The following is a 24,304-nucleotide window of genomic DNA, read 5'->3' on the forward strand; positions in this document are numbered from 1 at the left end:
GTGTCAGGTTGCCCGCGTTATCGTTGACGACCATCGCGAGCAAGCTCGCTCCTACAGTAAAAAACGCAAGTTATTCAAAAATGGAATAACCAGAAGAATAACTATTATTTTCCAATCTAAAAACGCCATCATATAGTCATGCTACAGGCGAATTTCCCGAGAGACGCATACGCTGCTTTAAGGCAGGATAGCGCTGTCGCTGAATTCCCGAATTTGCCAACTTTCCTAAAGCGTCTTCCATAAGAAAACACAGGGGCTTGTCATGAATTTTTCCGCACTACGTCGCAATCTGCTGGTGGGCTCGCTGGGCCTGGCACTGAGCGCCGGCCTGATTGGCCAAGCCGTTGCCGGTGAGCAACTGCAAAAAATCAAAGACGCCGGCGTGATCAACGTTGGCCTGGAAGGCACTTATCCACCGTTCAGTTTCGTCGATGCCGACGGCAAACTGACCGGCTTCGAAGTCGAGTTCTCCGAAGCCCTGGCCAAAGAGCTGGGCGTCAAGGTCAAACTGCAACCGACCAAATGGGACGGCATCCTCGCGGCCCTGGAATCCAAGCGTCTGGACGCCGTGATCAACCAGGTGACCATCTCCGAAGAGCGCAAGAAGAAGTATGACTTCTCCGAGCCGTACACTGTTTCCGGTATCCAGGCGCTGGTGCTGACCAAGAAGGCCGCCGAGCTGAACATCAAGACCGCTGCCGACCTGGGTGGCAAGAAAGTCGGTGTAGGCTTGGGCACCAACTACGAAGAGTGGGTGAAAACCAATGTGCCGACCGCTGACATCCGCACCTATGAAGATGATCCGACCAAGTTCCAGGACCTGCGTGTCGGCCGTATCGACGCCATTCTGATCGACCGCCTGGCCGCGCTGGAATACGCCAAGAAGGCCAAGGACACCACCGCCGCCGGTGACGCGTTCTCCCGTCAGGAAGCCGGCATTGCCCTGCGCAAAGGCGAGCCTGAACTGCTGGCCGCGGTGAACAAGGCGATCGACAAGCTGCGCGCCGATGGCACCCTGAAAAAGCTCTCGGAAAAATACTTCAACGCTGACGTCACTCAATAATGGAAGAAGCTTTCCAACTCGCACTGGACTCCGTGCCCTTTCTGCTCAAGGGCGCGTACTACACGGTCATCCTCAGCCTGGGCGGGATGTTCTTCGGCCTGGTGATGGGGTTCGGCCTGGCGCTGATGCGCCTGTCGCGCTTCAAACTGGTGAGCTGGATCGCCCGCATCTACGTGTCGTTCTTTCGCGGCACGCCGTTGCTGGTGCAACTGTTCGTGATCTATTACGGCTTGCCGCAATTGGGTCTGGAACTTGATCCGCTGCCAGCGGCCCTGATCGGCTTCTCGCTGAACATGGCCGCCTACGCCTGCGAAATCCTGCGTGCCGCGATCAGCTCCATCGAGCGCGGCCAGTGGGAAGCCGCTGCCAGTATCGGCATGACCCGCGCGCAAACCCTGCGCCGGGCCATCCTGCCGCAGGCCATGCGCACCGCATTGCCGCCGCTGGGCAACAGCTTCATTTCGCTGGTCAAGGACACGGCGCTGGCCGCTACCATCCAGGTGCCGGAGCTGTTCCGTCAGGCCCAACTGATCACCGCCCGTACCTTCGAAATCTTCACCATGTATCTTGCCGCCGCACTGATCTACTGGGTCCTGGCCACGGTGCTGTCGCACCTGCAGAACCAGTTGGAAGCGCGGGTCAATCGGCACGACCAGGAGTCCTGACCCAATGATTGTCGTGGAAAAACTGACAAAGCAGTTCAAGGGTCAAGTCGTGCTCAATGGCATCGATCTTGAGGTCAAGGAAGGCGAGGTGGTCGCGATCATCGGCCCTAGCGGTTCGGGCAAGACCACCTTCCTGCGCTGCCTGAATTTTCTGGAAGAACCCACCAGCGGCCGGATCAAGGTCGGCGATATCGAGATCGATACCAGCCGTCCCCTGAACCAGCAGCAGAGCCTGGTGCGACGTTTGCGCCAGCACGTGGGCTTCGTGTTCCAGAACTTCAACCTGTTCCCCCATCGCACCGCCCTGGAAAACGTCATCGAAGGCCCGATCGTGGTCAAGAAGACCCCGCACGCCGATGCTGTAGCCCTGGGTAAAAAACTCTTGGCCAAGGTCGGTCTGGCGGGCAAGGAGGACGCTTACCCGCGTCGCCTCTCCGGTGGCCAGCAACAGCGCGTGGCGATTGCCCGGGCGCTGGCAATGGAGCCCGAAGTGATCCTGTTCGATGAGCCGACCTCGGCCCTCGACCCGGAACTGGTGGGCGAGGTATTGGCGACCATCCGTGGCCTGGCCGAAGAGAAACGCACCATGGTGATCGTCACCCACGAGATGGGTTTTGCCCGGGACGTGGCCAACCGTGTGGTGTTTTTCGACAAGGGCGTGATCGTCGAACAAGGCGAAGCGAAGGCGTTGTTTGCCAATCCGAAAGAAGAGCGAACTCGGCAATTCCTGAGCAAGTTCCTGAATAACGCTCACAACTAATAACCCTGCGCAACAACGGTAAACTTCCATGGATGGAAGTGACACCCCTCGACACACACCCCATTAATATCAAATAAAACTCATCTACTTAACATGCATATCCTGTACGCGTGCACGGTACAAATATATGCATCACGGCAATTAAGCCATGCCAATTCAACCAGATCCTCTGTCGTAAGACGGCGCCCACGACCTGCACCAATTCGCCCATATTTCCGCGCTTTCAGCAGAAAAATTCGACGCACAGACATGGTTTACTTACTTGGAGCCGTAGGAACTTTCTGAATAGCATCACACACCACCCATAACTAACAATTCTTATTGACACCTGATCTCTCTGACTCTTATCTAGTCTCCAACCAGCAATTCCAATCTCATTTAAATCATTATTTCCAATCAAAATAATGAATGGTTTTTCTGTTCGATTATTGGTTTTGATATTCCAGAAACGGACTTCGTTGCAAGACTTCAAGGAGACTTCATGAATAGCACCTCGAACAAATCCGGGCTTGCAGCCCCGACCCTGGCGCAATCCAACAAGGCCGGCATCAACGTCACCTGCGCGGCGCACCTGCTGATCGATGTGGCGCCCTACCCCGCCATGGACGCAGGAGACCTGATCGAACTGTTCTGGGACAACTGCTACGTGGCCTCCCGCGTGCTGACGGCCAGCGATGTCGGCCGACCGGTGCAGTTGCGAGTGCCTGAGAGTTTTGTCGCCAACGGTACCTCGCGCATTCACTACCGGGTCATGCAGATTGGCCGGGGCCCGGCGGTATCGGCCAGCCAAAACGTGCAGATCAAACTCGACTGTCCAGGCGGCCAACCCTCGGCGCTGTGCGGCGATGAAAACCAGTGCCTGGCACCGGTGAGCATTCCCGAGGCGATTTGCCGTCAGGGGGTCAATCCGAGCCAGGTCAAACGCGGTGTTCCCTTGACCATCGAGCCGTACCTGAACATGGCCGTCGACGACGAGATCACCCTGCGTTGGGGCGATGTGCGCCTGGATCTGCCACCGCTCAAGTCCGCCGATGTAGGCCAGCCGATCCAGGTCTGGATACCGCCGGCCATCATCCTCGAAGCCGGCGAAGATCTGCGGCTGGAAGTGACGTACTGCATTCTCGACAGGGTGGGCAACAACTCCCGCTGGGCACCGGCCCGCACGCTGAAGATCGGTTGCGCCAATCCTTATCTGAAAGTCCCGAAGAAACAGCACCTCAAGGCCGCTGAACCCTGCAGACAGCGGCGGCAGTGACTGTGCCCATAGTGTTGTTGTGGCGAGGGGGCTTGCCCCCGTTGGACGCGAAGCGTCCCAAAATATGCAACTTCGCTCCATCAGGACATCGCGTAAGCAGGCTTTGCGGCCGCTGCGCGGCCGAACGGGGGCAAGCCCCCTCGCCACAGGGATTGCGCCCCCCACAGAACACCCTTCTATCAATATTCCTAAAAGTTAGTTCATAAAATATTTATACACGTTTAGGGTATATGAACCGGACCACCGGACATTCTTGTTTTCATGCGCGGCCACAAGCGGCGCTTCCATGAGATGTGAGGTAGGTATGGTCCGGAACACAATCACCCCAGTGCAGATCGCCAGGGCATTGCGAGCAGCCAAGGAGTGGCACTGATGTCCAGTCTGGCAGATGCAATCGTCCAGAGTGACCTGGACATCGCCCCGTTGTTGTTGCCCGCACAAATCTTGCGCAACGACGCCCAAGCCATCAAGGCGGCCCAGGAACTGGCGCACGTTGCGCGCCTGCAAGCGGCCAAACGTGACCAGTTGCGCAAGCTCCCATGGTCTGAAATCGAACTGTTCACCCGCAGCGGCCTGGGCAGCATTTCCATCCCCCGCGAGTACGGTGGCCCGCAGGTTTCGTTCGTCACCCTGGCCGAGGTCTTCGCGATCATTTCCGCCGCCGACCCGGCGCTTGGGCAGATCCCGCAAAACCAGTTCGGCATTCTTAACCTGATCCTCGGCAGCGCCACCGAAGCGCAGAAAAGGCAACTGTTCAAAAGCGTCCTGGATGGCTGGCGCATCGGCAATGCCGGGCCGGAACGCGGCACCAAAAACACCCTGGAACTGAAGGCGCGCCTCACCGCCGACGGCGTCCTCAACGGCCAGAAGTTCTATTCCACCGGTGCGCTGTTCGCCCATTGGGTCGCGGTCAAGGCATTGAACGGCGACGGCAAACAAGTGCTGGCGTTCATCCGTCGCGGCACGCCGGGATTGCGCATCGTCGATGACTGGTCCGGCTTTGGTCAGCGCACCACCGCCAGCGGCACGATTTTGCTCAACAACGTGCAGGTCGATCCCGAACTGGTGGTGGATAACTGGCGGATCAACGACACGCCGAACATCCAGGGCGCCGTCTCCCAACTGATTCAGGCGGCCATCGACGCCGGTATCGCCCGGGGCGCCATCGACGACGCCATCGACTTCGTGAAAACCCGCGCCCGGCCGTGGATCGACGCCAAGGTCGAGCGGGCCAGCGATGACCTGTATGTGATCGCCGATATCGGCAAACTGAAAATCGAACTGCACGCCGCCGAAGCGCTGCTGCGCAAGGCCGGGCAGGTGCTCGATGAAGTCAGCGCCGCACCGCTCACCTCCGAGTCCGCCGCCCGCGCCTCGATTGCCGTGGCCGAAGCCAAAGTGCTGACCACCGAGATTTCGTTGCAGGCCAGCGAAAAGCTGCTCGAACTGGCCGGCAGCCGCGCCACCCTCGCCGAATTCAACCTCGACCGCCACTGGCGCAATGCCCGGGTGCACACCCTGCACGATCCGGTGCGCTGGAAGTATCACGCCATCGGCGCCTATCGCCTCAACGGCACGCGGCCTAATCGTCATTCCTGGATTTAACGACCAGACATCTGGAGAAGCACATGAGCATTTCTCAACACGTCGCGGTCATCACCAGCGATGAGCAAGCCCTGATTGTCGCCAGCGATCTGGCCGAAGATTTCAAACGTGACAGCGCCACACGCGACCGTGAACGCCGTTTGCCACACCCCGAACTGGAGGTGTTTTCCCGCTCGGGCCTGTGGGGCATCAGCGTGCCAAAGGAATATGGCGGCGCCGGTGTTTCCAACGTCACCCTGGCCAAGGTCATCGCCCTGATCGCCCAGGCCGACGGCTCGCTGGGGCAAATTCCGCAGAACCATTTTTATGCCCTCGAAGTGCTGCGCGTGAACGGCAGCCATGAGCAGAAAAAACGACTTTATGCCGAAGTGCTGGCCGGCCAGCGCTTCGGCAATGCCCTCGCCGAACTCGGCACCAAAACCGCCCACGATCGCCTCACCAGCCTGACCCGCGATGGCAGCGGCTATCGCATCAATGGCCGCAAGTTCTACGCCACCGGTGCGATTTATGCCCAGCGCATTCCCACCTCAGTGGTGGATGAAAACGGCGTACAGCATCTGGCGTTCGTCCCGCGCAACAGTAAAGGCCTGACAGTGATCGATGACTGGAGCGGCTTCGGCCAGCGCACCACCGGCAGCGGTTCGGTGGTGTTCGAAGATGTCTACGTCGCGGCCGAAGATGTCATCCCCTTTCAAAGCGCCTTCGAACGCCCGACCCCGGTCGGCCCGCTGGCGCAGATTCTCCATGCCGCCATCGACACCGGCATCGCCCGCGCTGCATATGAGGATGCGCTGCACTTCGTGCGCAGCAAAACCCGGCCGTGGATCGACGCCACGCACGAAAAAGCCACGGACGATCCACTGACCCTCAAGAGTTTCGGCCGCCTGAGCATTCGTCTGCACGCCGCCGAGGCACTGCTGGAGCGTGCCGGCGAATACCTCGACAAAGCCCAGGCCGATACAAATGCAAAAACCGTCGCAGCCGCATCGATTGCCGTCGCCGAAGCCCGCGCCCTGAGCACCGAAATCTCCCTGGCCGCCGGCAGCACGCTGTTCGAACTGGCCGGCAGCCAGGCGACCTTGATCGAACACGGTCTCGACCGCCACTGGCGCAACGCCCGGGTGCACACCCTGCACGACCCGGTGCGCTGGAAGTACCACGCCGTGGGCAACTACTACCTCAACGATGAAAACCCGCCACTGCGGGGGACCATCTGAATGGCTAAAAAGAAGATCCTGCTCAATGCCTTCAACATGAACTGCATCGGGCACATCAACCACGGTTTGTGGACGCACCCGCGCGACACGTCCACCCGCTACAACACGATCGAATACTGGACCGAACTGGCGCAATTGCTTGAGCGCGGGCTGTTCGACGGCCTGTTCATCGCCGACATCGTCGGGGTCTACGACGTCTACCAGAATTCGGTGGACGTGCCGTTGAAAGAGTCGATCCAGCTGCCGGTCAACGACCCGCTGTTGCTGGTGTCGGCCATGGCCGCGGTGACGAAAAACCTCGGTTTCGGCCTGACCGCCAACCTCACCTACGAAGCGCCGTACCTGTTCGCCCGACGCCTGTCGACGCTGGATCACCTCAGCCGTGGCCGGGTCGGCTGGAACATCGTCACCGGCTACCTCGACAGCGCCGCCAAGGCCATGGGCCTGCGCGAACAGGTCGAGCATGACCGTCGTTATGACCAGGCCGACGAGTACCTGGAGGTGCTCTACAAACTCCTGGAAGGCAGCTGGGAAAACGGCGCGGTGCTGAACGATCCACAGCAGCGGATCTATGCGCAGCCTGAGAAAGTGCACAAGGTCGAGCACAAGGGCGAGTTCTATCAGGTCGAAGGCTATCACCTCTGCGAACCCTCGCCGCAACGCACACCGGTGCTGTTCCAGGCCGGCAGTTCGGATCGCGGCTTGCTGTTCGCCGGGCGACATGCCGAGTGCGTGTTCATCAGCGGCCAGAACAAGCCATCGACCAAGGCTCAGGTGGACAAGGTCCGTGCCAGCGCCGTCGAAGCCGGGCGCAATCCCGAGGACATCAAGGTGTTCATGGGCCTGAACGTGATCGTCGGCGCCACCGAAGAACTGGCCTGGGCCAAGCACGCCGAGTACCTGAGCTACGCCAGTGCCGAGGCCGGCGTGGCGCATTTCTCGGCGTCCACCGGGATCGATTTTTCCCACTATGAAATCGACGAGCCGATCCAGTACGTGAAGAGCAACGCGATCCAGTCCGCCACCAAGCACCTGCAAAACAACGACTGGACCCGGCGCAAATTGCTCGAACAACACGCCCTCGGCGGTCGCTACATCACCGTGGTCGGCTCACCGCAGCAAGTGGCGGATGAGCTGGAATCGTGGATCGCCGAAACCGGGCTGGATGGCTTCAACCTGACCCGCATCGTCACACCGGAAAGCTATGAGGATTTCATTGAGCTGGTGATTCCCGAGTTGCAGCGGCGGGGGTCGTACAAGACGGCTTATGACGATGGGACCTTGCGCGAAAAGCTGTTTCAGCAGGAGGCGCATCTGCCTGAGCAACATACGGGCTCGACTTACCGCCGCTAAAAGCTTCGCGAGCAAGCCCGCTCCCACAGGGGAATGCATTCCAAATGTGGGAGCGGGCTTGCTCGCGAAGAGGCCCGACCAAACAACACAAACCTTATGCACTGACTGGATAACTCATCATGAAAAAGCACTACCTCTCTCACCCAGTCAAAGCACTGGCCCTGGCCCTCGGCCTGTTCAGCTCTGCAGTTTTCGCCGCCGACGCGCCGCTGAAAATCGGCACCACCGCTGCCTTCGCCATTCCCCTTGAAGCGGCTGTCGAAGAGGCCTCCAGACAAGGCCTGAAAGTCGAACTGGTGGAGTTCAGCGACTGGATCGCACCAAACGTCAGCCTCGCCGCCGGCGACATCGACGTGAACTACTTCCAGCACATCCCGTTCCTGGAAAACGCCAAGGCCGCCTCGGGTTTCGACCTCGTGCCGTTCGCGCCCGGGATCATCAACAACGTCGGCCTCTACTCGAAGAAGTACAAAAATTTTGACGAACTGCCGCAAGGCGCCAGCGTGGCCATCGCCAACGACCCGATCAACAGCGGTCGAGGCTTGCAACTGCTGGCCAAGGCCGGCCTGATCACCCTCAAGCCCGGTGTCGGCTACAAGGCCACCGAAGAAGACATCATCGCCAACCCGAAAAAAATCAAGATCCTCCAGGTCGAAGCCGTGCAACTGGTACGCGCCTATGACGATGCCGATCTGGTGCAGGGCTACCCGGCCTACATTCGCTTGTCGAAAACCTTCGATGCGGGCTCCGCGCTGCTGTTCGACGGCCTCGATCACAAGGAATACGTGATTCAGTTCGTGATCCAGCCGAAGAGCAAAACCGACCCGCGCCTGATCAAGTTCGTCGACATCTACCAGCACTCACCCGCGGTGCGCGCCGCACTGGATAAAGCTCACGGCAAGCTCTATCAAGCCGGCTGGGAAAGCTGAGCATGACCGCTGCCATCCAACGGCGACTGGAGATTCCAGAGCCGCAAAGCGCAGAGCGCACCGAGCTGCATCCCGAACTCAACCATGCCCACGTGCGCTTCATCGGCCTGGGCAAAACCTACAACGGCCAGCAAGGCCCGGTGGCCGCGTTGCACGGCATCGACCTGGCGATCCAGCGCGGCGAAGTGTTCGGCATCATCGGCCGCAGCGGCGCTGGCAAGTCGTCGCTGATTCGCACCATCAATCGCCTGGAGCAACCGAGCAGCGGTCGGGTACTGATCGATCAGGTCGACATCGGCGAATTCGACGAAGACCGCCTGGTGGCGCTGCGTCGGCGCATCGGCATGATCTTCCAGCACTTCAACCTGATGTCGGCCAAGACCGTTTGGCAGAACGTCGAGTTGCCGCTGAAAGTCGCCGGCGTGCCCAAGGAACAACGCGAGCAAAAGGTCCGTGAATTGCTGGAACTGGTGGGTCTACAAGCCAAACACAAGGCTTACCCGGCGCAGTTGTCCGGCGGGCAGAAACAGCGCGTGGGCATTGCCCGGGCGCTGGTACATGACCCGAAAATCCTGCTGTGCGACGAAGCCACCTCGGCACTGGACCCGGAGACCACGCAATCGATCCTCGGCCTGCTGCGCGAGATCAATCAACGCCTGGGCCTGACCATTGTGCTGATCACCCACGAAATGGCGGTGATCCGCGAGATCTGTGATCGCGTAGTCGTCCTCGAACACGGGCGGATCGTCGAGCAAGGGCCGGTGTGGGAAGTCTTCGGCAATCCGCAACATGAGGTCAGCAAGACGTTGCTGGCGCCGTTGCAACACGCATTGCCGCAAGAGCTGCAAAGCCGTTTGCTGCCGCAATCGAACGCCCCGGATGCCGCCGTGGTCCTGCGCTTGCAGTTCACCGGCAACCAACGCGACGAGCCAGACCTGGCGGCACTGTTCAGCGCCCTCGGTGGCCGCGTGCGATTGCTGCAAGGCGGCGTGGAACGGATCCAGGGCCATGCCCTCGGGCAACTGCTGTTGGCGGTGACGGGCTCACCCCTCGGTGCCGAAGAATTGCGTCAACGCGCCAGCCAATGGGCGCAACAGGTGGAGGTGCTGGGTTATGTGGTTTGATCGCTTGCTGCAGGGTTTTATCGACACGTTCCTGATGGTCGGCGTGTCGTCGCTGATCGCGCTGTTGGCAGGCATTCCGCTGGCGGTGATCCTGGTCACCAGCTCCAAGGGCGGCATCTACGAAGCACCGGCGCTGAACCGTGCACTGGGCGCGTTCGTGAACCTGTTTCGCTCGGTTCCTTTCCTGATTTTGATGGTGGCGCTGATTCCATTCACCCGGCTCATCGTCGGCACCACGTATGGCGTTTGGGCGGCCGTGGTGCCGTTGACCATCGCGGCCACGCCGTTCTTTGCGCGCATTGCCGAGGTCAGTTTGCGCGAGGTCGATCATGGGTTGATCGAAGCGGCGCAAGCCATGGGCTGCCGGCGCTGGCACATCGTCTGGCATGTGTTGTTGCCGGAAGCACTGCCGGGGATTGTCGGCGGGTTCACCATCACCCTGGTGACGATGATCAACTCCTCGGCCATGGCTGGGGCGATTGGCGCGGGCGGGTTGGGGGATATTGCCTATCGGTATGGGTATCAGCGGTTTGATAGCCAGATCATGCTGACGGTGATTGTGCTGCTGGTGGCGTTGGTGGCGGTGATTCAGTTGGGCGGGGATCGGTTGGCTCGGGGCCTCAACAAGCGGTAGCCCTGTAGGAGCGAGCTTGCTCGCGATGGAGGTCAACGATAACGCGGGAAACCTGATTCCCCACGGCGCCCTCAGGTCTTTCGCGAGCAAGCTCGCTCCTACACGAGTGGCGACCCTGGCGATATTTCGTACAAAAAATCAGCGCTTCCGAAGGCCCGTTCCCTTTCCTTTGCAGGACATTTCCTAGATCATTTCGCTCGCTTGCGCCTGCCAAATCCGGTGGCTAGTCTCGGTCCGTCACTGCTCATCAGTGATCGGGTTTAGTAGCCCGGAACAATAGGCGCATAGCAATTCCATGCTCATGTCCGGCAAATTTTGCCGCATGCAGAATATGGTGGCTGTGCGTGGGGCACCTTCGGGTGCACCGGTTTTCCTATTGACCGGCCTACTAACCTGCGTACAGCCGCCACCCAATCGTTTAGTAGGCGATAAGTGATGGCTCCCATGCAGCAATAGGAGTAACACTCATGGAAAAATCCGTTCCAGATCCACCCCCAGAAACCTCCACCGAAGACCCGCTCAGGGATCGCTCAGCGCTCTACCGCGCCATCGATTTCCACCTCACCGGCAAGCAACCCGCACCACCTGATGAAATGCGCTTCTACAACGTCAGCAAGGATGTGAGCTTCGAGGACACCCAACTCTATGTCGCCGATCTGCTGCGCTGTGCGTCGGTCACGGCGTATCAGTGTGGCGAACAGCTCAAGGGTGCCGACCGGGCGATGGTGTATTCGATCTGGCATTTGCTGGAGATTGCCAAGGCGATGGTGGATCACTCCATTGAGTGTTTGGGGATGAAAAAAAGCTGAGCCAGGCTTTAGTAATCCGTTGTCAGTGATGCAGCTTTCGCGAGCAAGCCCGCTCCCACACTTGGTCTCTGGCGAACACAAACCATTTGTTCGACGCGGTTAAGTGTGGGAGCGGGCTTGCTCGCGAATGGCTGCGAAGCAGCCCCCAACTTGATGGCGTATATTGGCCAAATCTCAATTGCCCGCGCAGCCCGACGATGAAACAGACGCCCGACGACCTCGAACAGATCACCGCCACCACCCTGGGCCATTACAACGCAGTGGCCGAAGACTTCCGTGAAGGCACGCGCGATCACGACGTCAGCCAGAACATCGATGCCCTGTTGCGGCATATTCAGGGCGATGCGCCTTTCGACATTCTCGATTTTGGCTGCGGACCGGGTCGTGATTTGCAGACGTTCACCCGCATGGGCCACACAGCCGTCGGCCTCGACGGTTCGGAAAAATTCGCGCAGATGGCCCGGGACGACAGCGGTTGCGAGGTGTGGCAACAGGACTTCCTGAAGCTTGATCTGCCGGCCGAGCGTTTCGACGGGATCTTTGCCAATGCGGTGCTGTTTCATGTTCCGCGTCAGGAGTTGCCACGGGTGTTGAAGCAGTTGTGGGGAACGCTGAAACCGGGTGGAGTGTTGTTCAGTTCCAATCCTCGTGGCGAGAATCAGGAAGGCTGGAACGGGCCGCGTTATGGGTCGTATCACGACCTGGCGGCCTGGCAGCAGTTGCTGATCGAGGCGGGTTTTGTCGAGTTGGAGCATTACTACCGGCCGGCCGGGCTGCCGCGGGAGCAGCAGCCTTGGTTGGCGAGTGTCTGGCGTAAGGTGTAAGCGCTTTAGCCTGAGGTGTCTGTTCTGGCGCTTTCGCGGGCAAGCCCGCTCCCACAGGGAATCGAGTGTTGCTGAACAACTCGGTCAACTGTGGGAGCGGGCTTGCCCGCGAATAGAGCGCGCAGCGCTCGCCTTTACTGCACCTCTTTCTTCGGCTCGCGAATCTTGTACCAGGCCACATACAGCGCCGGCAAAAACAGCAGCGTCAGCAAGGTGGCGATGACGATCCCGCCGATCATCGCGTAGGCCATCGGCCCCCAGAACACTTCCCGGGCAATCGGGATCATCCCCATGCTCGCCGCCGCCGCGGTCAACAGGATCGGACGACGCCGATGCTCGGTGGCCTGCACCACCGCATCCCACGGCGCATAACCCTTCTGCTCGTACTCCTCGATCTGGGTCACCAGGATCACCGAGTTACGGATGATGATACCGATCAACGCGAGGATCCCGAGGATCGCCACGAAGCCCATGGGCGTACCCGTCGGCACCAGCGCGATCACCACGCCGATCAGCCCCAGCGGCGCGACGCTGGCCACCAGGAACAGCTTCTGCACGCTGTGCAGCTGGATCATCAGGAAGGTCGCCATCAGGAACAGCATCAGCGGCACAACCTTGGCAATCGGGCCCTGGGCCTTGCCGCTTTCCTCCACCGTACCACCGGTGGCGACCTTGTAGCCCGCCGGCAGTTTGGCAGCGAACGCGTCGATGGACGGCTTGAGGATTTTCACCAGGTCCGTCGGCTGGATCTCGTCGCGGATCGCCGCCTTGATGGTGATGGTCGGCAGGCGATCGCGACGCCACACCAGCGGTTGCTCCAGTTCGTAGCGCACCGTGGCGAACGCCAGCAGCGGAATCGACGTGCCGTTCGGCGTGACGATTTGCAGGTTCTGCAGGGTTTCCGGCGTTCCGCGCTCGGAATCCACCGCACGACCGACCACGTTGATCAGGTAAATGTCGTCATCGACCTGGGTCACCGACTGGCCGCTGACGATGCCGTTCATCAGGTTGGCCACATCCTCGGAAGACAGCCCCAACTGCCGCGCCTTGTCCTGGGCGATGTCGATGCGCAGCACTTTGCCCGGTTCGTTCCAGTCGTAGATGATCTCGCCCACATGCGGGTTCTTGTCCAGCTCAGTGGCCAGGTCGATGGCATGTCGGCGCACCTGGTCGATGTCCTTGCCGCTGATCCGGTACTGGATCGGACGCCCTACCGGCGGGCCCATTTCCAGTGCCTGGACATAACTGCCGATGCCGACGAAGTCGTTGCGCAAGCGCTCGCGAAGCTTGTGCATCATGGCCTCACGGGTGTGGCCTTTGCTGACGATCACCAACTGCGCGTAGAAGGGGTTCTGCAGTTGCTGGTCCAGTGGCAGATAGAAGCGGATCGCGCCCTGCCCGATGTAGGTGCTCCAGCGCTCGATGTCCGGATCGTCCTTGAGCGTGGCCTCGAGACGATCGACGGCCCGGCGGGTTTCATCGATCGAGGCGTTTTGCGGCAGGTTCAGGTCCACCAGGATTTCAGGGCGGTCCGAAGACGGGAAGAACTGGTTCTGCACAAAGCGCATGCAAAACAGCGCCAGCACAAAACACAGCACCGTAATGCCGATGGCCCACCAGCGATTGCGCATGCACCACAGCAGCCCACCGTTGAACGCCTTGCCGATGCGCCCGGGTTCGCCTTCATGGGGTTTCACCTTGGTGCTGAGAATGTGCACGCCGATCACCGGCGCAAACAGAACCGCCACCACCCACGACACCAGCATCGCACAGGCAATCACCGCAAACAGGGTGTAGGTATATTCACCGGCCGAGCTGGCGTTCAAGCCGATCGGCACGAAGCCCGCCACCGTCACCAGCGTACCGGTGAGCATCGGGAACGCCGTGGAGGTGTAGGCGAAGGTTGCCGCCTGCTCCTTGGTCTCGCCCAATTCCAGCCGCGTGACCATCATCTCCACGGTGATCATCGCATCGTCCACCAGCAGGCCGAGGGCGATGATCAGTGCACCGAGGGAAATCCGCTGCATGGTGATGCCGCTGTACTCCATGAACACGAACACCATCGCCAGCACCAGCGGGATCGAGCAGGCCACCACCAGCCCGGCGCGCACGCCAAGGCTGACGAAGCTGACCAGCAGCACGATCACCACCGCCTCGAACAGCGCGCTGGTAAAGCCGCCGACGGCCTCCTCGACCACCACGGCCTGGTCGGACACGTTGTAAATGCCGACGCCCACCGGCAGGTCGGCGGTCAACTCGTCAATACGGGCGTGCAAGGCCTTGCCGAACGCCTGGACGTTGCCACCCTTCTGCATGGCAATCGCCAGGCCGATGGCCGGTTTGCCGTTGAAGCGGAATTCCGGCGAGGCCGGATCGACGTAGCCGCGGCGGATTTCGGCAATATCGGCCAGGCGATAGTAGCGGTCGTTGAGCTTGAGGTTGACCTCGGCCAGGTCTTTCTCCGAAGCGAACTTCCCTGACGTGCGCACCGAAATCCGCTCCGGCCCGGCCTCGATGACACCCGCCGGGGTCACCGCGTTCTGGGATTGCAGGCTCTGCACCACCTGACGCTCATCGATGCCCAGCGCGGCGAGTTTGCGCGTGGAGAAGTTCAGGTACAGCACTTCGTCCTGCTGGCCGACCATTTCGATCTTGCCCAGCCCCGGCACACCGCGAATCTCCATGCGCGCCTGTTCCACGTAGTCGCGCAACTGACGCTGGGTCAGGCCGTCGGCGGTGAAGGCGTAGATCGACCCGAAGACGTCACCGAACTCGTCGTTGAACGACGGCCCCTGTATGCCTTGCGGGAACTGGTATTTGATGTCGTTGATCTTTTTGCGCACCTGGTACCAGATTTCCGGGATGTCCTTGGCACTGGTGGTGTCGCGCAGGTACACGTACACCGTCGATTCGCCGGGGCGCGTGTAGCTTTTCACGTAGTCGAGGGAGTCGAGCTCTTCGAGCTTTTTCTCGATCCGGTCGGTGATCTGCTTGAGGGTTTCCTCCTGGGTCGCCCCCGGCCATTTGCTCTGGATCACCATGGTTTTGATGGTGAACGACGGGTCTTCTTCGCGCCCCAGGTTGAAATACGAGAACACACCCATCAGCAACGCGACGAACATCAGATACCAGATGAACGACTGATGCTTGAGGGCCCATTCCGAGAGGTTGAAAGGCCCTTTCATTGACTGTCCTCGTCGATTTTCACTGGCTGCCCCGGTTTGAGGCTGTTGACACCGGCACTGACCACCCGCTCGCCGCTCTTCACGCCGCCGGCCAGCACCACGGTGCTGTCGGTGCGGCTGATCACAGTGATGTCACGGGGGGAGACGGTTTTACTCTGTGCATCGATCACCCAGATGCGCGGCTTGCCATCGACCTCCTGCAGCGCGGTGACAGGCAACTCGATGCGCGGCTTGACCGCCGAGCTCAGGGTGACGCTGATGGCCGTGCCCAAGCGGAAGCCCTGTGGCGTTTCGGCCAGGGTCAGGCGGGCACGACGGGTGCGTGTCGCGCTTTGAGCCTGGGGTTCGATTTCACGGATGATCGCGGTGGTGTTAATGCTCGGATCCAGTTGTGCTGCGACCTGAAACACCACATCGCTGGGCAACTGATCAACGAGGGTATCGGGCAGGTCGATCACCGCTTCCTTGATGTCCGGTTGCGCCAGGGTTACCACTTGCTGACCCGCCGTCACCACTTGCCCGGCCTCGGCGCTCCATGCGGTGACCACGGCTTTATGGTCGGCGCGCAGTTCGGTGTAGCCCAATTGGTCTTTGCTCTGGCTGACGGCCGCCCGGGCCTGATCGAGGGAGGCCTGGGTGGTTTTCAGGTCCGTGTTGGCCGCGTCGAGTTGCGCTTGCGCGCCGACCCCGCGATCGAACAGGGCTTGTTGACGCTGGGCACTGGCCTTGGCATTGATCAGCTGCGCCTGGATTTTCGCCAGGTCGCCCTGGGCCGAACGCAATTGGTTCTGCTGATCGGAAGGATCGAGGGTGGCGAGCAGCGTCCCCTTTTCCACCTCGGTGCCAACATCGACGTTACGGCTGGCGATCCGCCCGCCCACGCGGAAGCCGGTATTGCTTTCATAACGCGCCTGGATGCTGCCGGCGAAGCGGCCCAGGTCCTCTTCGTTCAAGGTCTGGACCTTGATCGACAACACCGGTCGTACCGGTGCCGGCGGTGGTTCGCTTTCGGAACAGGCGCTCAGCACCAGCCCGATGGACAACGCCCATAAAGGCTTCATGGCTTGGCTCCCCACGTCAGATCCTTGTAAGTGTCTTCGGCAATCTCGACGTCCATGTCAGGGTGCAAGAGTTGGCCGCCCGCGATGATGACTTTGTCGCCGTCTTTCAACCCGCCGCTGATGATGACCTTGCCGGTCAGGTAGCGGCCGACTGTGACCGAATGCAACTGGGCCTTGCCCTTGTCGTCGACAATCCAGACAGCGGGTTCACTGATGTTTTTGGTCAGCGCCGACCAAGGCAATTCGATGACCGACTTTCCCGACCCCTTGGCCGTGGCACTCACCACCGAGCCCAATTGCATGCCGTCGGGCAGACTGTTGAGGCCGATCTTGACCTGCACGGTACCGGATTGCGCCGACACCGCCGGGGTGATTTCGCGCACGGTGCCGGTGGTTTTGATCGCCGGGTTGTCGAGCAGGCTCAGGACAATGGTGTCATCGCTCGGCTTCTCGGCCAGCAGGGATTCATAAACGTTGAACACCGCATCGCGGTCGCCGTCACGGGCCAGGCTGAAGATCGGCATCGTCGCCTGAACCACCTGGCCGACCTCCGCCTGGCGCTCGGTAATGATCCCCGGCGCATCGGCGATCAGCGCCGTATAGCTCAACTGATCCTTGGCATTGGCCAACTGCGCCTGGGCAGCGCTCAAGGCGCTCTGGCTGCTGTTCAAGGCGGCCTGGGCCGAGTCATATTCACTCTGGCTGGTATAACCCTTGGGCAGGAGTTTTTGCTGGCGTACGAATGCCGCCGCGTTCTGCTTCACCCGCGCCTGTTCGGCGGCCACTTGTGCCTGGGCCGAGTCGACGTTGCTCTGCAAGTCCTTGGGGTCGAGCCGGGCCAGCACTTGCTTGGCGGTCACTCGATCGCCGACGTCAACCGAACGCTGGATGATCTTGCCACCCACACGGAAAGACAGCTCCGTCTGTATCCGCGCCTGAATATCACCGGTGAGGGTAACCGGGGCCGCGTAGTCCGTCGGCTTGACGACTTGCACGAACACCCGTGGCAGGTATTCCTGTACGGGTTTTTTCTGGTCGCAGGCCGTCAGCAGGGTGACGACGCTCAAGGCCATGACTACTTTGAATCCGGGAACCACCATGCAAACTCCTTGGCCTTTTTCATGTCCAGCACGACAGAGAGCTTAGAACAGGACAGCAACCTTGCACGAGCGTCTTATGAAGAAAAAATCCACCCTGCCTTACGTCCAGAACACTTGCCCCAGGCACCTGCCCGTAGCGGACAATGGGCGTCGCTCGACCCCGCCACAGGACCCCACATGCTCAACACGCTCGCGGTAGCCAACTACCGCTCGATCAACAAACTGGTGATCCCGCTGGGCCGACTGAATCTGATCACCGGCCCCAACGGCAGCGGCAAATCCAACCTGTACCGTGCGCTGCGCCTGCTGGCGGAAACCGCCCACGGCGGCGTGGTCAATGCCCTGGCCCGTGAAGGCGGGCTGGATTCGACCTTCTGGGCCGGCCCGGAAACCCTCTCCCGGCGCATGCGCACTGGCGAAGTCGCCATCGAGCCCACCGTGCGCCAAGGCGTCAAACGCCTGCGCCTGGGGTTTGCGGGAGAGGATTTCGGCTACTCGATCAGCCTCGGCCTTCCCGATTCCAATGGTCACTTCATGCTGCCAGGGCACAGCTCGCCGATCCCGTCCTATTTCAGCCTCGACCCGCAGATCAAGCGCGAATGCCTGTGGGCAGGCGCGTTCTACCGCCCGGCCAGTCTGCTGGTCGATCGTGACGGCCCGATGATCCGCGCCCGCACCGAGCGCACGTGGGATGTGCTGGCGCAGTACACGCCGACGTTCGACAGCCTGTTCGATCAGGTCGGCAGCCTGCGCGGTTCACCGGAAGTGCTGGAGATGCGCGAGTTCATCCGCCGCTGGCGCTTTTACGATCATTTTCGCAGCGATGCCGACGCCCCGGCGCGTCAGCCGCAACTGGGCACTCGCACACCGGTGCTGCATCACGACGGGCGCGACCTGGCGGCGGCCTTGCAGACGATCATCGAAATCGGCGATCCCGACGCCTTGCGGGCGGCGATCAGCGACGCCTTCCCCGGCGCACGACTGAACATCGAACCCCTGCCCGGTGGACGCTTCGCCATCGAGTTCTTTCAGGAAGGTTTGTTGCGGCCGCTGTCAGCCGCCGAACTGTCGGACGGTACCTTGCGTTACCTGCTGCTGGTCGCGGCGCTGCTGACGCCACGGCCGCCGACACTGATGGTGCTGAACGAACCGGAAACCAGCCTGCATCCGGACCTGTTGCCGGCGCTGGCACGCTTGATCATCCGTGCCTCGGCGCAGTGCCAGGTGTGGGTGGTGTCTCATGCCCGGCGCTTGATTTCGGCGTTGCAGGAGGACCCGGACTGCAACTGCATCGTGCTGGAGAAAAATCTTGGCCAGACCGGGATCGTGGGCCAGCGCATGCTGGATGAGCCGGCATGGTATTGGCCGGATTGAACGGCGCGTGATTTGCCGGGATAAGGGAAGACGTCTATTTTCCCTTGTACCGTAGGAAGGATCTTTTTTTCGAAACACAGCTCCAAGGACGAACCACTTTTGGCCAGACTCCCAGCCAACACCTCACAAGGACGAGAACATGGCAGACGTAAAAACGCCGCAACGGCTGGATCCACAGGACATTCTGAAATTATTGATGGCGTTGCGCAGGGCGTTGAAGGCCAGGCCGGCCTGATCCAAAAAAGATCGCAGCCTTCGGCAGCTCCTACAGGGAAACGCATTCCAATGTAGGAGCTGCCGTTTAGGCTGCGATCTTTTGATCTTCAGTCGTAAAAAAACGCCGACGCTAAATCAGCCGTCGGCGTTTGAAACCTTGAAGGGGTTTGCTTCGCGAATCAGAACGCTGGCAACACCGCGCCGCTGTACTTCTTCTCGATGAAGGCTTTCACTTCCGGGCTGGTCAGGGCCTTGGCCAGTTTCTGGATGGCAACGCTGTCCTTGTTGTCTGGACGGGCCACCAGGAAGTTCACGTAAGGCGAGTCGGCACCTTCGATCACCAGCGCGTCTTTAGCCGGGTTCAGACCCGCTTCCAGCGCGTAGTTGGTGTTGATCATGTCCAGGTCGACCTGATCCAGCACACGCGGCAGCATGGCCGACTCAAGCTCCTTGAACTTGAAGTTGTGCGGGTTCTTGGCGATGTCTTTCGGGGTGGCCAAGGCGTTTTTCGGGTCTTTCAACTCGATCAGGCCAGCCTTCTGCAGCAGGATCAGGGCACGGCCGCTGTTGCTGCCTTCGTTCGGAATGGCAATGGTCGCGCCGTCTTTGAGCTCAGCCAGGGTTTTGACTTTCTTCGAGTAGCCGCCAAACGGTTCGACGTGAACACCGATCACGGTTTCCAGGTGAGTGCCTTTGCCTTCGTTGAAGCTCTTGAGGTACGGCAGGGTCTGGAAGTAGTTGGCGTCCAGACGCTTCTGGTCGACCTGCACGTTCGGCTGAACGTAGTCGGTGAAGACTTTGATTTCCAGGTCCACGCCTTCTTTGGCGAGGGTTGGCTTGATCAGCTCGAGAATCTCGGCGTGTGGAACCGGGGTCGCGGCAACCACCAGTTTCTCGCCAGCCTGGGCCAGGCCCGCGGTCAGGGCAGCCGCCAGTGCGGTGAACAACAGAACCTTTTTCATGCAGTGTCCTTATCGAAAATCACAGTCGCTTGTGGCGACGGCTTGAAGATGAGAGTGCCAGTGAAGTGCTATCGCTGGCGTGAAGCGGACAATACCGGGATTTTTTATTCCCGAACAATAACGTTTATTCAGCTTCATATTCCATTTTGTTCATACAACTGTAGGAGCGAGCTTGCTCCGGGCGGCGTTCCGACGATGGTCGTGAACGAAAACGCGCCAAACCTGATACCCAACGGCGTCTGTGGGTTTCTCGCGAGCAAGCTCGCTCCTACAGAAATCCGGCGTTTGCGAGCAGTTGTTTCAAGGCGTCTTTTTCGGCGGCTGATCCATTGTCGAAAATCTGCTTAATCTGACTGTCGATCTGCGCCAGCGGATCAGGCAAATTCAAATGCTCCGGCAAAATCTCGTCGCCCGTACTCACCAGCAGCGCAAAGTGAATGACGTTTTCCAGCTCACGGGTATTGCCCGGCCAACTGTGGCGTTCCAGCACAAGCTGCGCGGCTTCGCTGATCAGCGGCACCGGCAGGTCGAGACGCTGGCTGTAGATGCCGAGGAAGTATTCGGCCAGCGGCAGAATGTCCCCCGTACGCTCGCGCAGCGCCGGCAGTTCTAGCGGGCCTTCGCTGAGGTAGTGATAGAGCCGTTCATGGAATTTTCCGGCGGCCACCGCCTGGGCCAGGTCGATGCTGGTGGCCGCCACCAGCCGCACATCCACCGGGCTCGGCTGCTGAGCGCCGACGCGGGTGACCTCGTGGTTCTCCAGGGCGGCGAGCAGCTTGATCTGGATCGGCAGCGGCAGGTCACCGATTTCGTCCAGGTACAGCGTGCCGCCGTTGGCCGAACCGAACCAGCCGGCACGACTGCTCGCCGAACCGCTGTAGCTGCCCGCCGCATAACCGAACAGCTCGGCGTCAGCGTAGGTCGGGCTGATGGCGCCGCAGTTGACCGACACGAACAACCCGCCGCGATCACTGGCGCGGTGGATATGACGGGCCAGCAACTCCTTGCCGGTGCCGGTTTCGCCACGGATCAGCACCGAGACTGAACGCGTGGCCAGTTGCTCAAGGTCTTCACGTAATTGCCGCGAACGCGGATCGACAAATACCAGCGCCTTGGCGCGGATGCTCAGGGGACTTTTTTCGGCGTCGGGAAAGGTCAGCAGCGGCTGACCGAAGGTTTCAAAGCTCATGGCAGACTCCCGCCCAAAACCGCCGGGAGACGGGGGCGTTAAATAAAGAAAGTGTTCAAGCGCGGCGCAGGGCGTGGTGTTCCATGCGGTTTTGCAGGCGATAGAGATAGGCAAAACCCTGCTCCCAACGCTGATGACCGGACTTCACGTTGATATGCCCCGCCCCCGCCAGAATCCCCGCCTCGGCCCCCCAGTTGCGCGCCAGCTCCAGGGCTCGCGGCGCACTGACGGCGCTGTCGTTGTCGGAGCTGACAACCTGGCTGGGGAACGGCAGCAGATCCGTCGGGATCGGCGCGAAGTTGCGCAAGGCCGGTGCACAGGCCGGGCGCTCGACATCCGCCGGTGCGACCAGCAGGGCACCGCGCACCTGACGCAGGAACTGCACAGGCGCGGTGGCCGCCCAATGGGCGACGGTGATGCAACCCAGGCTGTGGGCGATCAGGATGACCGGCGTGCTGTCGGCGGCAATCGCCTCAGCCAGCGCCGCGACCCAGTCTTCACGGCGCGGCGTCAGCCAGTCGGCCTGCTCCACCCGTGCGCTGTTCGGCAGGCTGTTCTGCCAGTGGCTTTGCCAATGATCTTCTGGCGATCCTTGCCAGCCCGGCACAATCAGGTAGCGAATTGATTCGTTGCGCATGGGGGAGCTCTCCTGCTGCGTGTCTGTTCCCGGTCGAGTATAGGGAGGAGAGTTATATTCGTTAAGGAATAAGAAGCTATTTATTAAGACCCATATAGAATATAAAACACATAACCTGTGGGAGCGGGCTTGCTCGCGAAGGGGCCATCAAATCCAACATCCTTGTAGACTGACACTCCGCATTCGCGAGCAAGCCCGCTCCCACAGGGATCAAATCCAGTCCAAAAAAAGGGCCGCACCCTGCCAAGGAGACGGCCCCGGAAAACGAAAACCTGTTAACGCGCAGTAATCACCGACAGCTTGGTAATCCCTGCCCGTTCAATCGATGCCATGGCCCGCGCCACCTCGCCGTAATTCACACCATCGTCCGCCTGCAACTGCACGCGCACCTCGGGGTCTTTGGCCTTCGCCGACTTGAGGTTGAACTCCAGCAAGTCCGGCTGTATCTCGTCCTTGTTGATGAACAGTTTGCCGGCACCGTCGATGCTCACCACCAACGGATCCTTCTGCTCCACCGGCGCCACCGCCTCGGTCTTGGGCAGGTTGATCGGAATGGCGTTGGTCAGCAGCGGTGCGGTGACGATGAACACCACCAGCAACACCAGCATCACATCCACCAGCGGTGTCACGTTGATCTCGCTGAGCACCTCGTCAGTGTCTTGCGTGGAGAAGGCCATATCAGGACGCCTCCTTCACTTTCTGCGCGTTGCCCTGGGCTGCCACCTTGTGCGCCGTCGGGTGGATCAGCACGCGGAACGAACTCTTCTGCGCCAGGCTGTAGAAGTCGTGGGCGAAGTCATCCAGGTCCGCCGCCGTCAGTTTCAAGCGCCGCAAAAAGTAGTTGTAAACCAGCACCGCCGGCACCGCGACGGCGATCCCCACACCCGTGGCGACCAGTGCCGCGCCAATCGGTCCGGCGACCGTTTCAAGGCTTGCCGAGCCTGCCGCGCTGATGCCTTTCAACGCTTCCATGATTCCCCACACCGTGCCGAACAAGCCAATGAACGGCGAGGTACTGCCAATACTGGCGAGCACGGCCAACCCGGTTTCCAGCGACCGGCGCTCGCGCACGATCTGCTGGCGCAAGGCTCGCTCCAGACGATCCTGATGGTTGATCGCCTGGCTCAAGTCCGCCGCCTGTGGCGTCTCGCCCACCTGGATGGCCGCATAACCGGCCTGCGCCACCCGGGCGGCCGCGCCGGGCCGGGTTTCGCTCAGTTCGGCCGCCGAGTCGAGACTCGAAGCGGCCCAGAACTGCTGATGAAACTTTCGATCCTGTGCCTTCAGCCGACCGAACTGCACGCCCTTGAGCAATGCCAGGCCCCAGGTCGCGACGGAAAAAACCACCAGCAGCCAGATCACCGCGCTTTCGATGGATTCAAGTGGAGAGGCCAGTAACGTCATGATGTATTCCTCGTGTAAACGTTTCGCGCGAAATTGGTTTCTGTTTAATGAATCTTGAAATCGATGGGCACGTTGACCCAGCCATCCCGGGCGACATCACCTTGCTTGGCCGGCACGAAACTCCAGCGTTTCACCGCATTCAGCGCGGCGTCGTCCAGTGCATCGCGACCGCTGCTTTTCTGGATCTGAATCTCGCCGGGCTTGCCGCTGGCCAACACATGCACGCGCAACAACACCGTGCCTTCCCAGCCGCGACGCTGGGCCAGCGACGGGTATTCCGGCGCCGGGTTTTTCAAGTAGCCGGCGGTGGCGGAGGCCGGTGTTACGGGCGCAGGAGCCGGTGGTGCAGGTGGCGCCGGGGCCGCGACAGGTGCTGCCGGCTTCGCTGGCGCCGGTGGCTGCTCAACGGCTTTTGGCGCCGGTTTCGGTAGCGGTTTGGCGACCGGTTTGGGCTTGGGAACCGGCTTCGGTGGAGGCGGCTTCACCGCCAGTTCATCCTCCACAGGCGGTGGCGGCTCAATCACGGGTTGCACAGGTTGCGGTGGCGGCGGCTCGACCACCGCGGGCGCCGGACGGGAGAACTCGATAGTCATGGGCGGGACTTCTGGCGGCACGATCGGCAGTACCGGGGTCGGTTGCTGATTGACCCAATAGATCACCGCGCCATGCACCAGCAACGCCAGCACGCCCAACACAATTGCTTCACGCCGGCGAAGGACGCCTTTGGGGGCTCGCTGCAAACGCAACTGCCCCAAGGGCACCCGGTGCGGTCGGCCGAGGTCGACCAATTCGCCACCGGGTGCCTGGCGCCAAAGCACCTCATGTGCACCGGTGGCGATCTGGACATTGCCCATTGTTTAACTCCCTGCGGTCTCTTTGCGGATAACCGGAACGTCGTGCTGAACATCCCCCGACGACGCCCCGGTAGAGCAATCATT

Annotated in this window: 22 protein-coding genes; 13 read left to right on the plus strand and 9 right to left on the minus strand. The window is 60.7% G+C overall.

What is annotated here, in order from left to right; all coding sequences use genetic code 11:
• Nucleotides 1-262: 262 nt before the first annotated feature.
• The 12 genes from tcyJ to AC3WN7_RS24590 all read left to right on the plus strand — a co-directional run bounded on the left by tcyJ (nt 263) and on the right by AC3WN7_RS24590 (nt 12,238).
• The gene (gene tcyJ, locus AC3WN7_RS24535; RefSeq protein ID WP_095964502.1) at nt 263-1,063 is read left to right on the plus strand and encodes a cystine ABC transporter substrate-binding protein; all 801 of its coding nucleotides are present in this window, start codon (nt 263-265) and stop codon (nt 1,061-1,063) included.
• Nucleotides 1,063-1,728, plus strand: a complete 666-nt coding sequence (gene tcyL, locus AC3WN7_RS24540; RefSeq protein ID WP_007972897.1) for a cystine ABC transporter permease — start codon at nt 1,063-1,065, stop codon at nt 1,726-1,728. Before tcyJ ends, tcyL begins: the two co-directional genes overlap by 1 nt.
• A gap of 4 nt (nt 1,729-1,732) precedes the next feature.
• Entirely contained in the window at nt 1,733-2,488 is a 756-nt protein-coding gene (tcyN, locus tag AC3WN7_RS24545; protein ID WP_007972898.1) for an L-cystine ABC transporter ATP-binding protein TcyN, read from the plus strand.
• Nucleotides 2,489-2,969: 481 nt separating this feature from the next.
• On the plus strand, nt 2,970-3,743 hold the full coding sequence (locus AC3WN7_RS24550) for a hypothetical protein (protein WP_095964501.1): 774 nt from the start codon (nt 2,970-2,972) through the stop codon (nt 3,741-3,743).
• Between the two features lie 372 nt (nt 3,744-4,115).
• Entirely contained in the window at nt 4,116-5,348 is a 1,233-nt protein-coding gene (locus AC3WN7_RS24555; protein ID WP_102675367.1) for an SfnB family sulfur acquisition oxidoreductase, read from the plus strand.
• A 23-nt stretch (nt 5,349-5,371) separates the two neighbouring features.
• Nucleotides 5,372-6,565 (plus strand): SfnB family sulfur acquisition oxidoreductase, encoded by a 1,194-nt coding sequence (locus tag AC3WN7_RS24560; RefSeq protein WP_102675368.1) that lies wholly within the window; start codon nt 5,372-5,374, stop codon nt 6,563-6,565.
• A complete protein-coding gene (locus AC3WN7_RS24565) occupies nt 6,566-7,918 on the plus strand; it encodes an LLM class flavin-dependent oxidoreductase (protein WP_102675369.1) in 1,353 nt (450 codons plus the stop codon).
• Nucleotides 7,919-8,037: 119 nt separating this feature from the next.
• Nucleotides 8,038-8,847 carry a MetQ/NlpA family ABC transporter substrate-binding protein gene (locus AC3WN7_RS24570; RefSeq protein WP_102675370.1) on the plus strand — a complete coding sequence of 270 codons (810 nt, stop codon included), beginning with the start codon at nt 8,038-8,040 and terminating at the stop codon, nt 8,845-8,847.
• A 2-nt stretch (nt 8,848-8,849) separates the two neighbouring features.
• Nucleotides 8,850-9,971, plus strand: coding sequence for a methionine ABC transporter ATP-binding protein (locus AC3WN7_RS24575; protein ID WP_102675371.1), 1,122 nt, complete (start codon nt 8,850-8,852; stop codon nt 9,969-9,971).
• Nucleotides 9,961-10,605, plus strand: a complete 645-nt coding sequence (locus tag AC3WN7_RS24580; protein WP_007972909.1) for a methionine ABC transporter permease — start codon at nt 9,961-9,963, stop codon at nt 10,603-10,605. The genes AC3WN7_RS24575 and AC3WN7_RS24580 overlap by 11 nt, the downstream gene beginning before the upstream one ends.
• A 467-nt stretch (nt 10,606-11,072) precedes the next feature.
• Nucleotides 11,073-11,414 (plus strand): DUF6124 family protein, encoded by a 342-nt coding sequence (locus AC3WN7_RS24585; RefSeq protein ID WP_102675372.1) that lies wholly within the window; start codon nt 11,073-11,075, stop codon nt 11,412-11,414.
• A 197-nt stretch (nt 11,415-11,611) separates the two neighbouring features.
• Nucleotides 11,612-12,238: a class I SAM-dependent methyltransferase gene (locus AC3WN7_RS24590; RefSeq protein ID WP_095964494.1), complete on the plus strand. Its 627-nt coding sequence runs from the start codon at nt 11,612-11,614 to the stop codon at nt 12,236-12,238.
• A 134-nt stretch (nt 12,239-12,372) separates the two neighbouring features.
• On the opposite strand, the gene AC3WN7_RS24595 is transcribed toward AC3WN7_RS24590, so the two are convergent.
• From AC3WN7_RS24595 to AC3WN7_RS24605, 3 genes are read right to left on the minus strand one after another with little or no spacing between them, the layout of a single operon-like run.
• On the minus strand, nt 12,373-15,423 hold the full coding sequence (locus AC3WN7_RS24595; RefSeq protein WP_102675373.1) for an efflux RND transporter permease subunit: 3,051 nt from the start codon (nt 15,421-15,423) through the stop codon (nt 12,373-12,375).
• Nucleotides 15,420-16,484 (minus strand): efflux RND transporter periplasmic adaptor subunit, encoded by a 1,065-nt coding sequence (locus AC3WN7_RS24600; protein ID WP_095964492.1) that lies wholly within the window; start codon nt 16,482-16,484, stop codon nt 15,420-15,422. Before AC3WN7_RS24600 ends, AC3WN7_RS24595 begins: the two co-directional genes overlap by 4 nt.
• Nucleotides 16,481-17,584 carry an efflux RND transporter periplasmic adaptor subunit gene (locus tag AC3WN7_RS24605; RefSeq protein ID WP_095964491.1) on the minus strand — a complete coding sequence of 368 codons (1,104 nt, stop codon included), beginning with the start codon at nt 17,582-17,584 and terminating at the stop codon, nt 16,481-16,483. Before AC3WN7_RS24605 ends, AC3WN7_RS24600 begins: the two co-directional genes overlap by 4 nt.
• 177 nt (nt 17,585-17,761) lie before the next feature.
• Between AC3WN7_RS24605 and AC3WN7_RS24610 the strand changes: the two genes are divergently transcribed.
• A complete protein-coding gene (locus AC3WN7_RS24610; RefSeq protein ID WP_095964490.1) occupies nt 17,762-18,958 on the plus strand; it encodes an AAA family ATPase in 1,197 nt (398 codons plus the stop codon).
• Nucleotides 18,959-19,353: 395 nt separating this feature from the next.
• Here AC3WN7_RS24610 and AC3WN7_RS24615 read toward each other — a convergent pair whose 3' ends face one another.
• The 6 genes from AC3WN7_RS24615 to AC3WN7_RS24640 all read right to left on the minus strand — a co-directional run bounded on the left by AC3WN7_RS24615 (nt 19,354) and on the right by AC3WN7_RS24640 (nt 24,220).
• Nucleotides 19,354-20,136 (minus strand): MetQ/NlpA family ABC transporter substrate-binding protein, encoded by a 783-nt coding sequence (locus AC3WN7_RS24615; RefSeq protein ID WP_007972924.1) that lies wholly within the window; start codon nt 20,134-20,136, stop codon nt 19,354-19,356.
• 268 nt (nt 20,137-20,404) lie between these two features.
• Nucleotides 20,405-21,325: a sigma 54-interacting transcriptional regulator gene (locus tag AC3WN7_RS24620; protein ID WP_095964489.1), complete on the minus strand. Its 921-nt coding sequence runs from the start codon at nt 21,323-21,325 to the stop codon at nt 20,405-20,407.
• A gap of 55 nt (nt 21,326-21,380) precedes the next feature.
• The gene (locus tag AC3WN7_RS24625) at nt 21,381-21,962 is read right to left on the minus strand and encodes an alpha/beta hydrolase (RefSeq protein WP_007972928.1); all 582 of its coding nucleotides are present in this window, start codon (nt 21,960-21,962) and stop codon (nt 21,381-21,383) included.
• A gap of 275 nt (nt 21,963-22,237) precedes the next feature.
• Entirely contained in the window at nt 22,238-22,639 is a 402-nt protein-coding gene (locus AC3WN7_RS24630) for an ExbD/TolR family protein (protein WP_007972930.1), read from the minus strand.
• 1 nt (nt 22,640) lies between these two features.
• On the minus strand, nt 22,641-23,366 hold the full coding sequence (locus AC3WN7_RS24635) for a MotA/TolQ/ExbB proton channel family protein (protein WP_007972931.1): 726 nt from the start codon (nt 23,364-23,366) through the stop codon (nt 22,641-22,643).
• 44 nt (nt 23,367-23,410) lie between these two features.
• Nucleotides 23,411-24,220, minus strand: a complete 810-nt coding sequence (locus AC3WN7_RS24640; protein ID WP_095964488.1) for an energy transducer TonB — start codon at nt 24,218-24,220, stop codon at nt 23,411-23,413.
• Nucleotides 24,221-24,304: the final 84 nt, after the last annotated feature.

Source organism: Pseudomonas sp. FW305-70, assembly GCF_058783925.1.

Excerpts from the sequence above, each read along its gene's own strand:
- AC3WN7_RS24625 (WP_007972928.1), bottom strand. The coding sequence starts at position 21,962 with ATGCGCAACGAATCAATTCGCTACCTGATTGTGCCGGGCTGGCAAGGA.
- AC3WN7_RS24615 (WP_007972924.1), bottom strand. The coding sequence starts at position 20,136 with ATGAAAAAGGTTCTGTTGTTCACCGCACTGGCGGCTGCCCTGACCGCG.
- tcyN (WP_007972898.1), top strand. The coding sequence starts at position 1,733 with ATGATTGTCGTGGAAAAACTGACAAAGCAGTTCAAGGGTCAAGTCGTG.
- tcyL (WP_007972897.1), top strand. The coding sequence starts at position 1,063 with ATGGAAGAAGCTTTCCAACTCGCACTGGACTCCGTGCCCTTTCTGCTC.
- AC3WN7_RS24620 (WP_095964489.1), bottom strand. The coding sequence starts at position 21,325 with ATGAGCTTTGAAACCTTCGGTCAGCCGCTGCTGACCTTTCCCGACGCC.
- AC3WN7_RS24585 (WP_102675372.1), top strand. The coding sequence starts at position 11,073 with ATGGAAAAATCCGTTCCAGATCCACCCCCAGAAACCTCCACCGAAGAC.
- AC3WN7_RS24560 (WP_102675368.1), top strand. The coding sequence starts at position 5,372 with ATGAGCATTTCTCAACACGTCGCGGTCATCACCAGCGATGAGCAAGCC.
- AC3WN7_RS24575 (WP_102675371.1), top strand. The coding sequence starts at position 8,850 with ATGACCGCTGCCATCCAACGGCGACTGGAGATTCCAGAGCCGCAAAGC.
- AC3WN7_RS24590 (WP_095964494.1), top strand. The coding sequence starts at position 11,612 with ATGAAACAGACGCCCGACGACCTCGAACAGATCACCGCCACCACCCTG.
- AC3WN7_RS24565 (WP_102675369.1), top strand. The coding sequence starts at position 6,566 with ATGGCTAAAAAGAAGATCCTGCTCAATGCCTTCAACATGAACTGCATC.
- AC3WN7_RS24630 (WP_007972930.1), bottom strand. The coding sequence starts at position 22,639 with ATGGCCTTCTCCACGCAAGACACTGACGAGGTGCTCAGCGAGATCAAC.
- AC3WN7_RS24595 (WP_102675373.1), bottom strand. The coding sequence starts at position 15,423 with ATGAAAGGGCCTTTCAACCTCTCGGAATGGGCCCTCAAGCATCAGTCG.
- AC3WN7_RS24640 (WP_095964488.1), bottom strand. The coding sequence starts at position 24,220 with ATGGGCAATGTCCAGATCGCCACCGGTGCACATGAGGTGCTTTGGCGC.
- tcyJ (WP_095964502.1), top strand. The coding sequence starts at position 263 with ATGAATTTTTCCGCACTACGTCGCAATCTGCTGGTGGGCTCGCTGGGC.
- AC3WN7_RS24610 (WP_095964490.1), top strand. The coding sequence starts at position 17,762 with ATGCTCAACACGCTCGCGGTAGCCAACTACCGCTCGATCAACAAACTG.
- AC3WN7_RS24600 (WP_095964492.1), bottom strand. The coding sequence starts at position 16,484 with ATGAAGCCTTTATGGGCGTTGTCCATCGGGCTGGTGCTGAGCGCCTGT.
- AC3WN7_RS24635 (WP_007972931.1), bottom strand. The coding sequence starts at position 23,366 with ATGACGTTACTGGCCTCTCCACTTGAATCCATCGAAAGCGCGGTGATC.
- AC3WN7_RS24580 (WP_007972909.1), top strand. The coding sequence starts at position 9,961 with ATGTGGTTTGATCGCTTGCTGCAGGGTTTTATCGACACGTTCCTGATG.
- AC3WN7_RS24550 (WP_095964501.1), top strand. The coding sequence starts at position 2,970 with ATGAATAGCACCTCGAACAAATCCGGGCTTGCAGCCCCGACCCTGGCG.
- AC3WN7_RS24555 (WP_102675367.1), top strand. The coding sequence starts at position 4,116 with ATGTCCAGTCTGGCAGATGCAATCGTCCAGAGTGACCTGGACATCGCC.
- AC3WN7_RS24570 (WP_102675370.1), top strand. The coding sequence starts at position 8,038 with ATGAAAAAGCACTACCTCTCTCACCCAGTCAAAGCACTGGCCCTGGCC.
- AC3WN7_RS24605 (WP_095964491.1), bottom strand. The coding sequence starts at position 17,584 with ATGGTGGTTCCCGGATTCAAAGTAGTCATGGCCTTGAGCGTCGTCACC.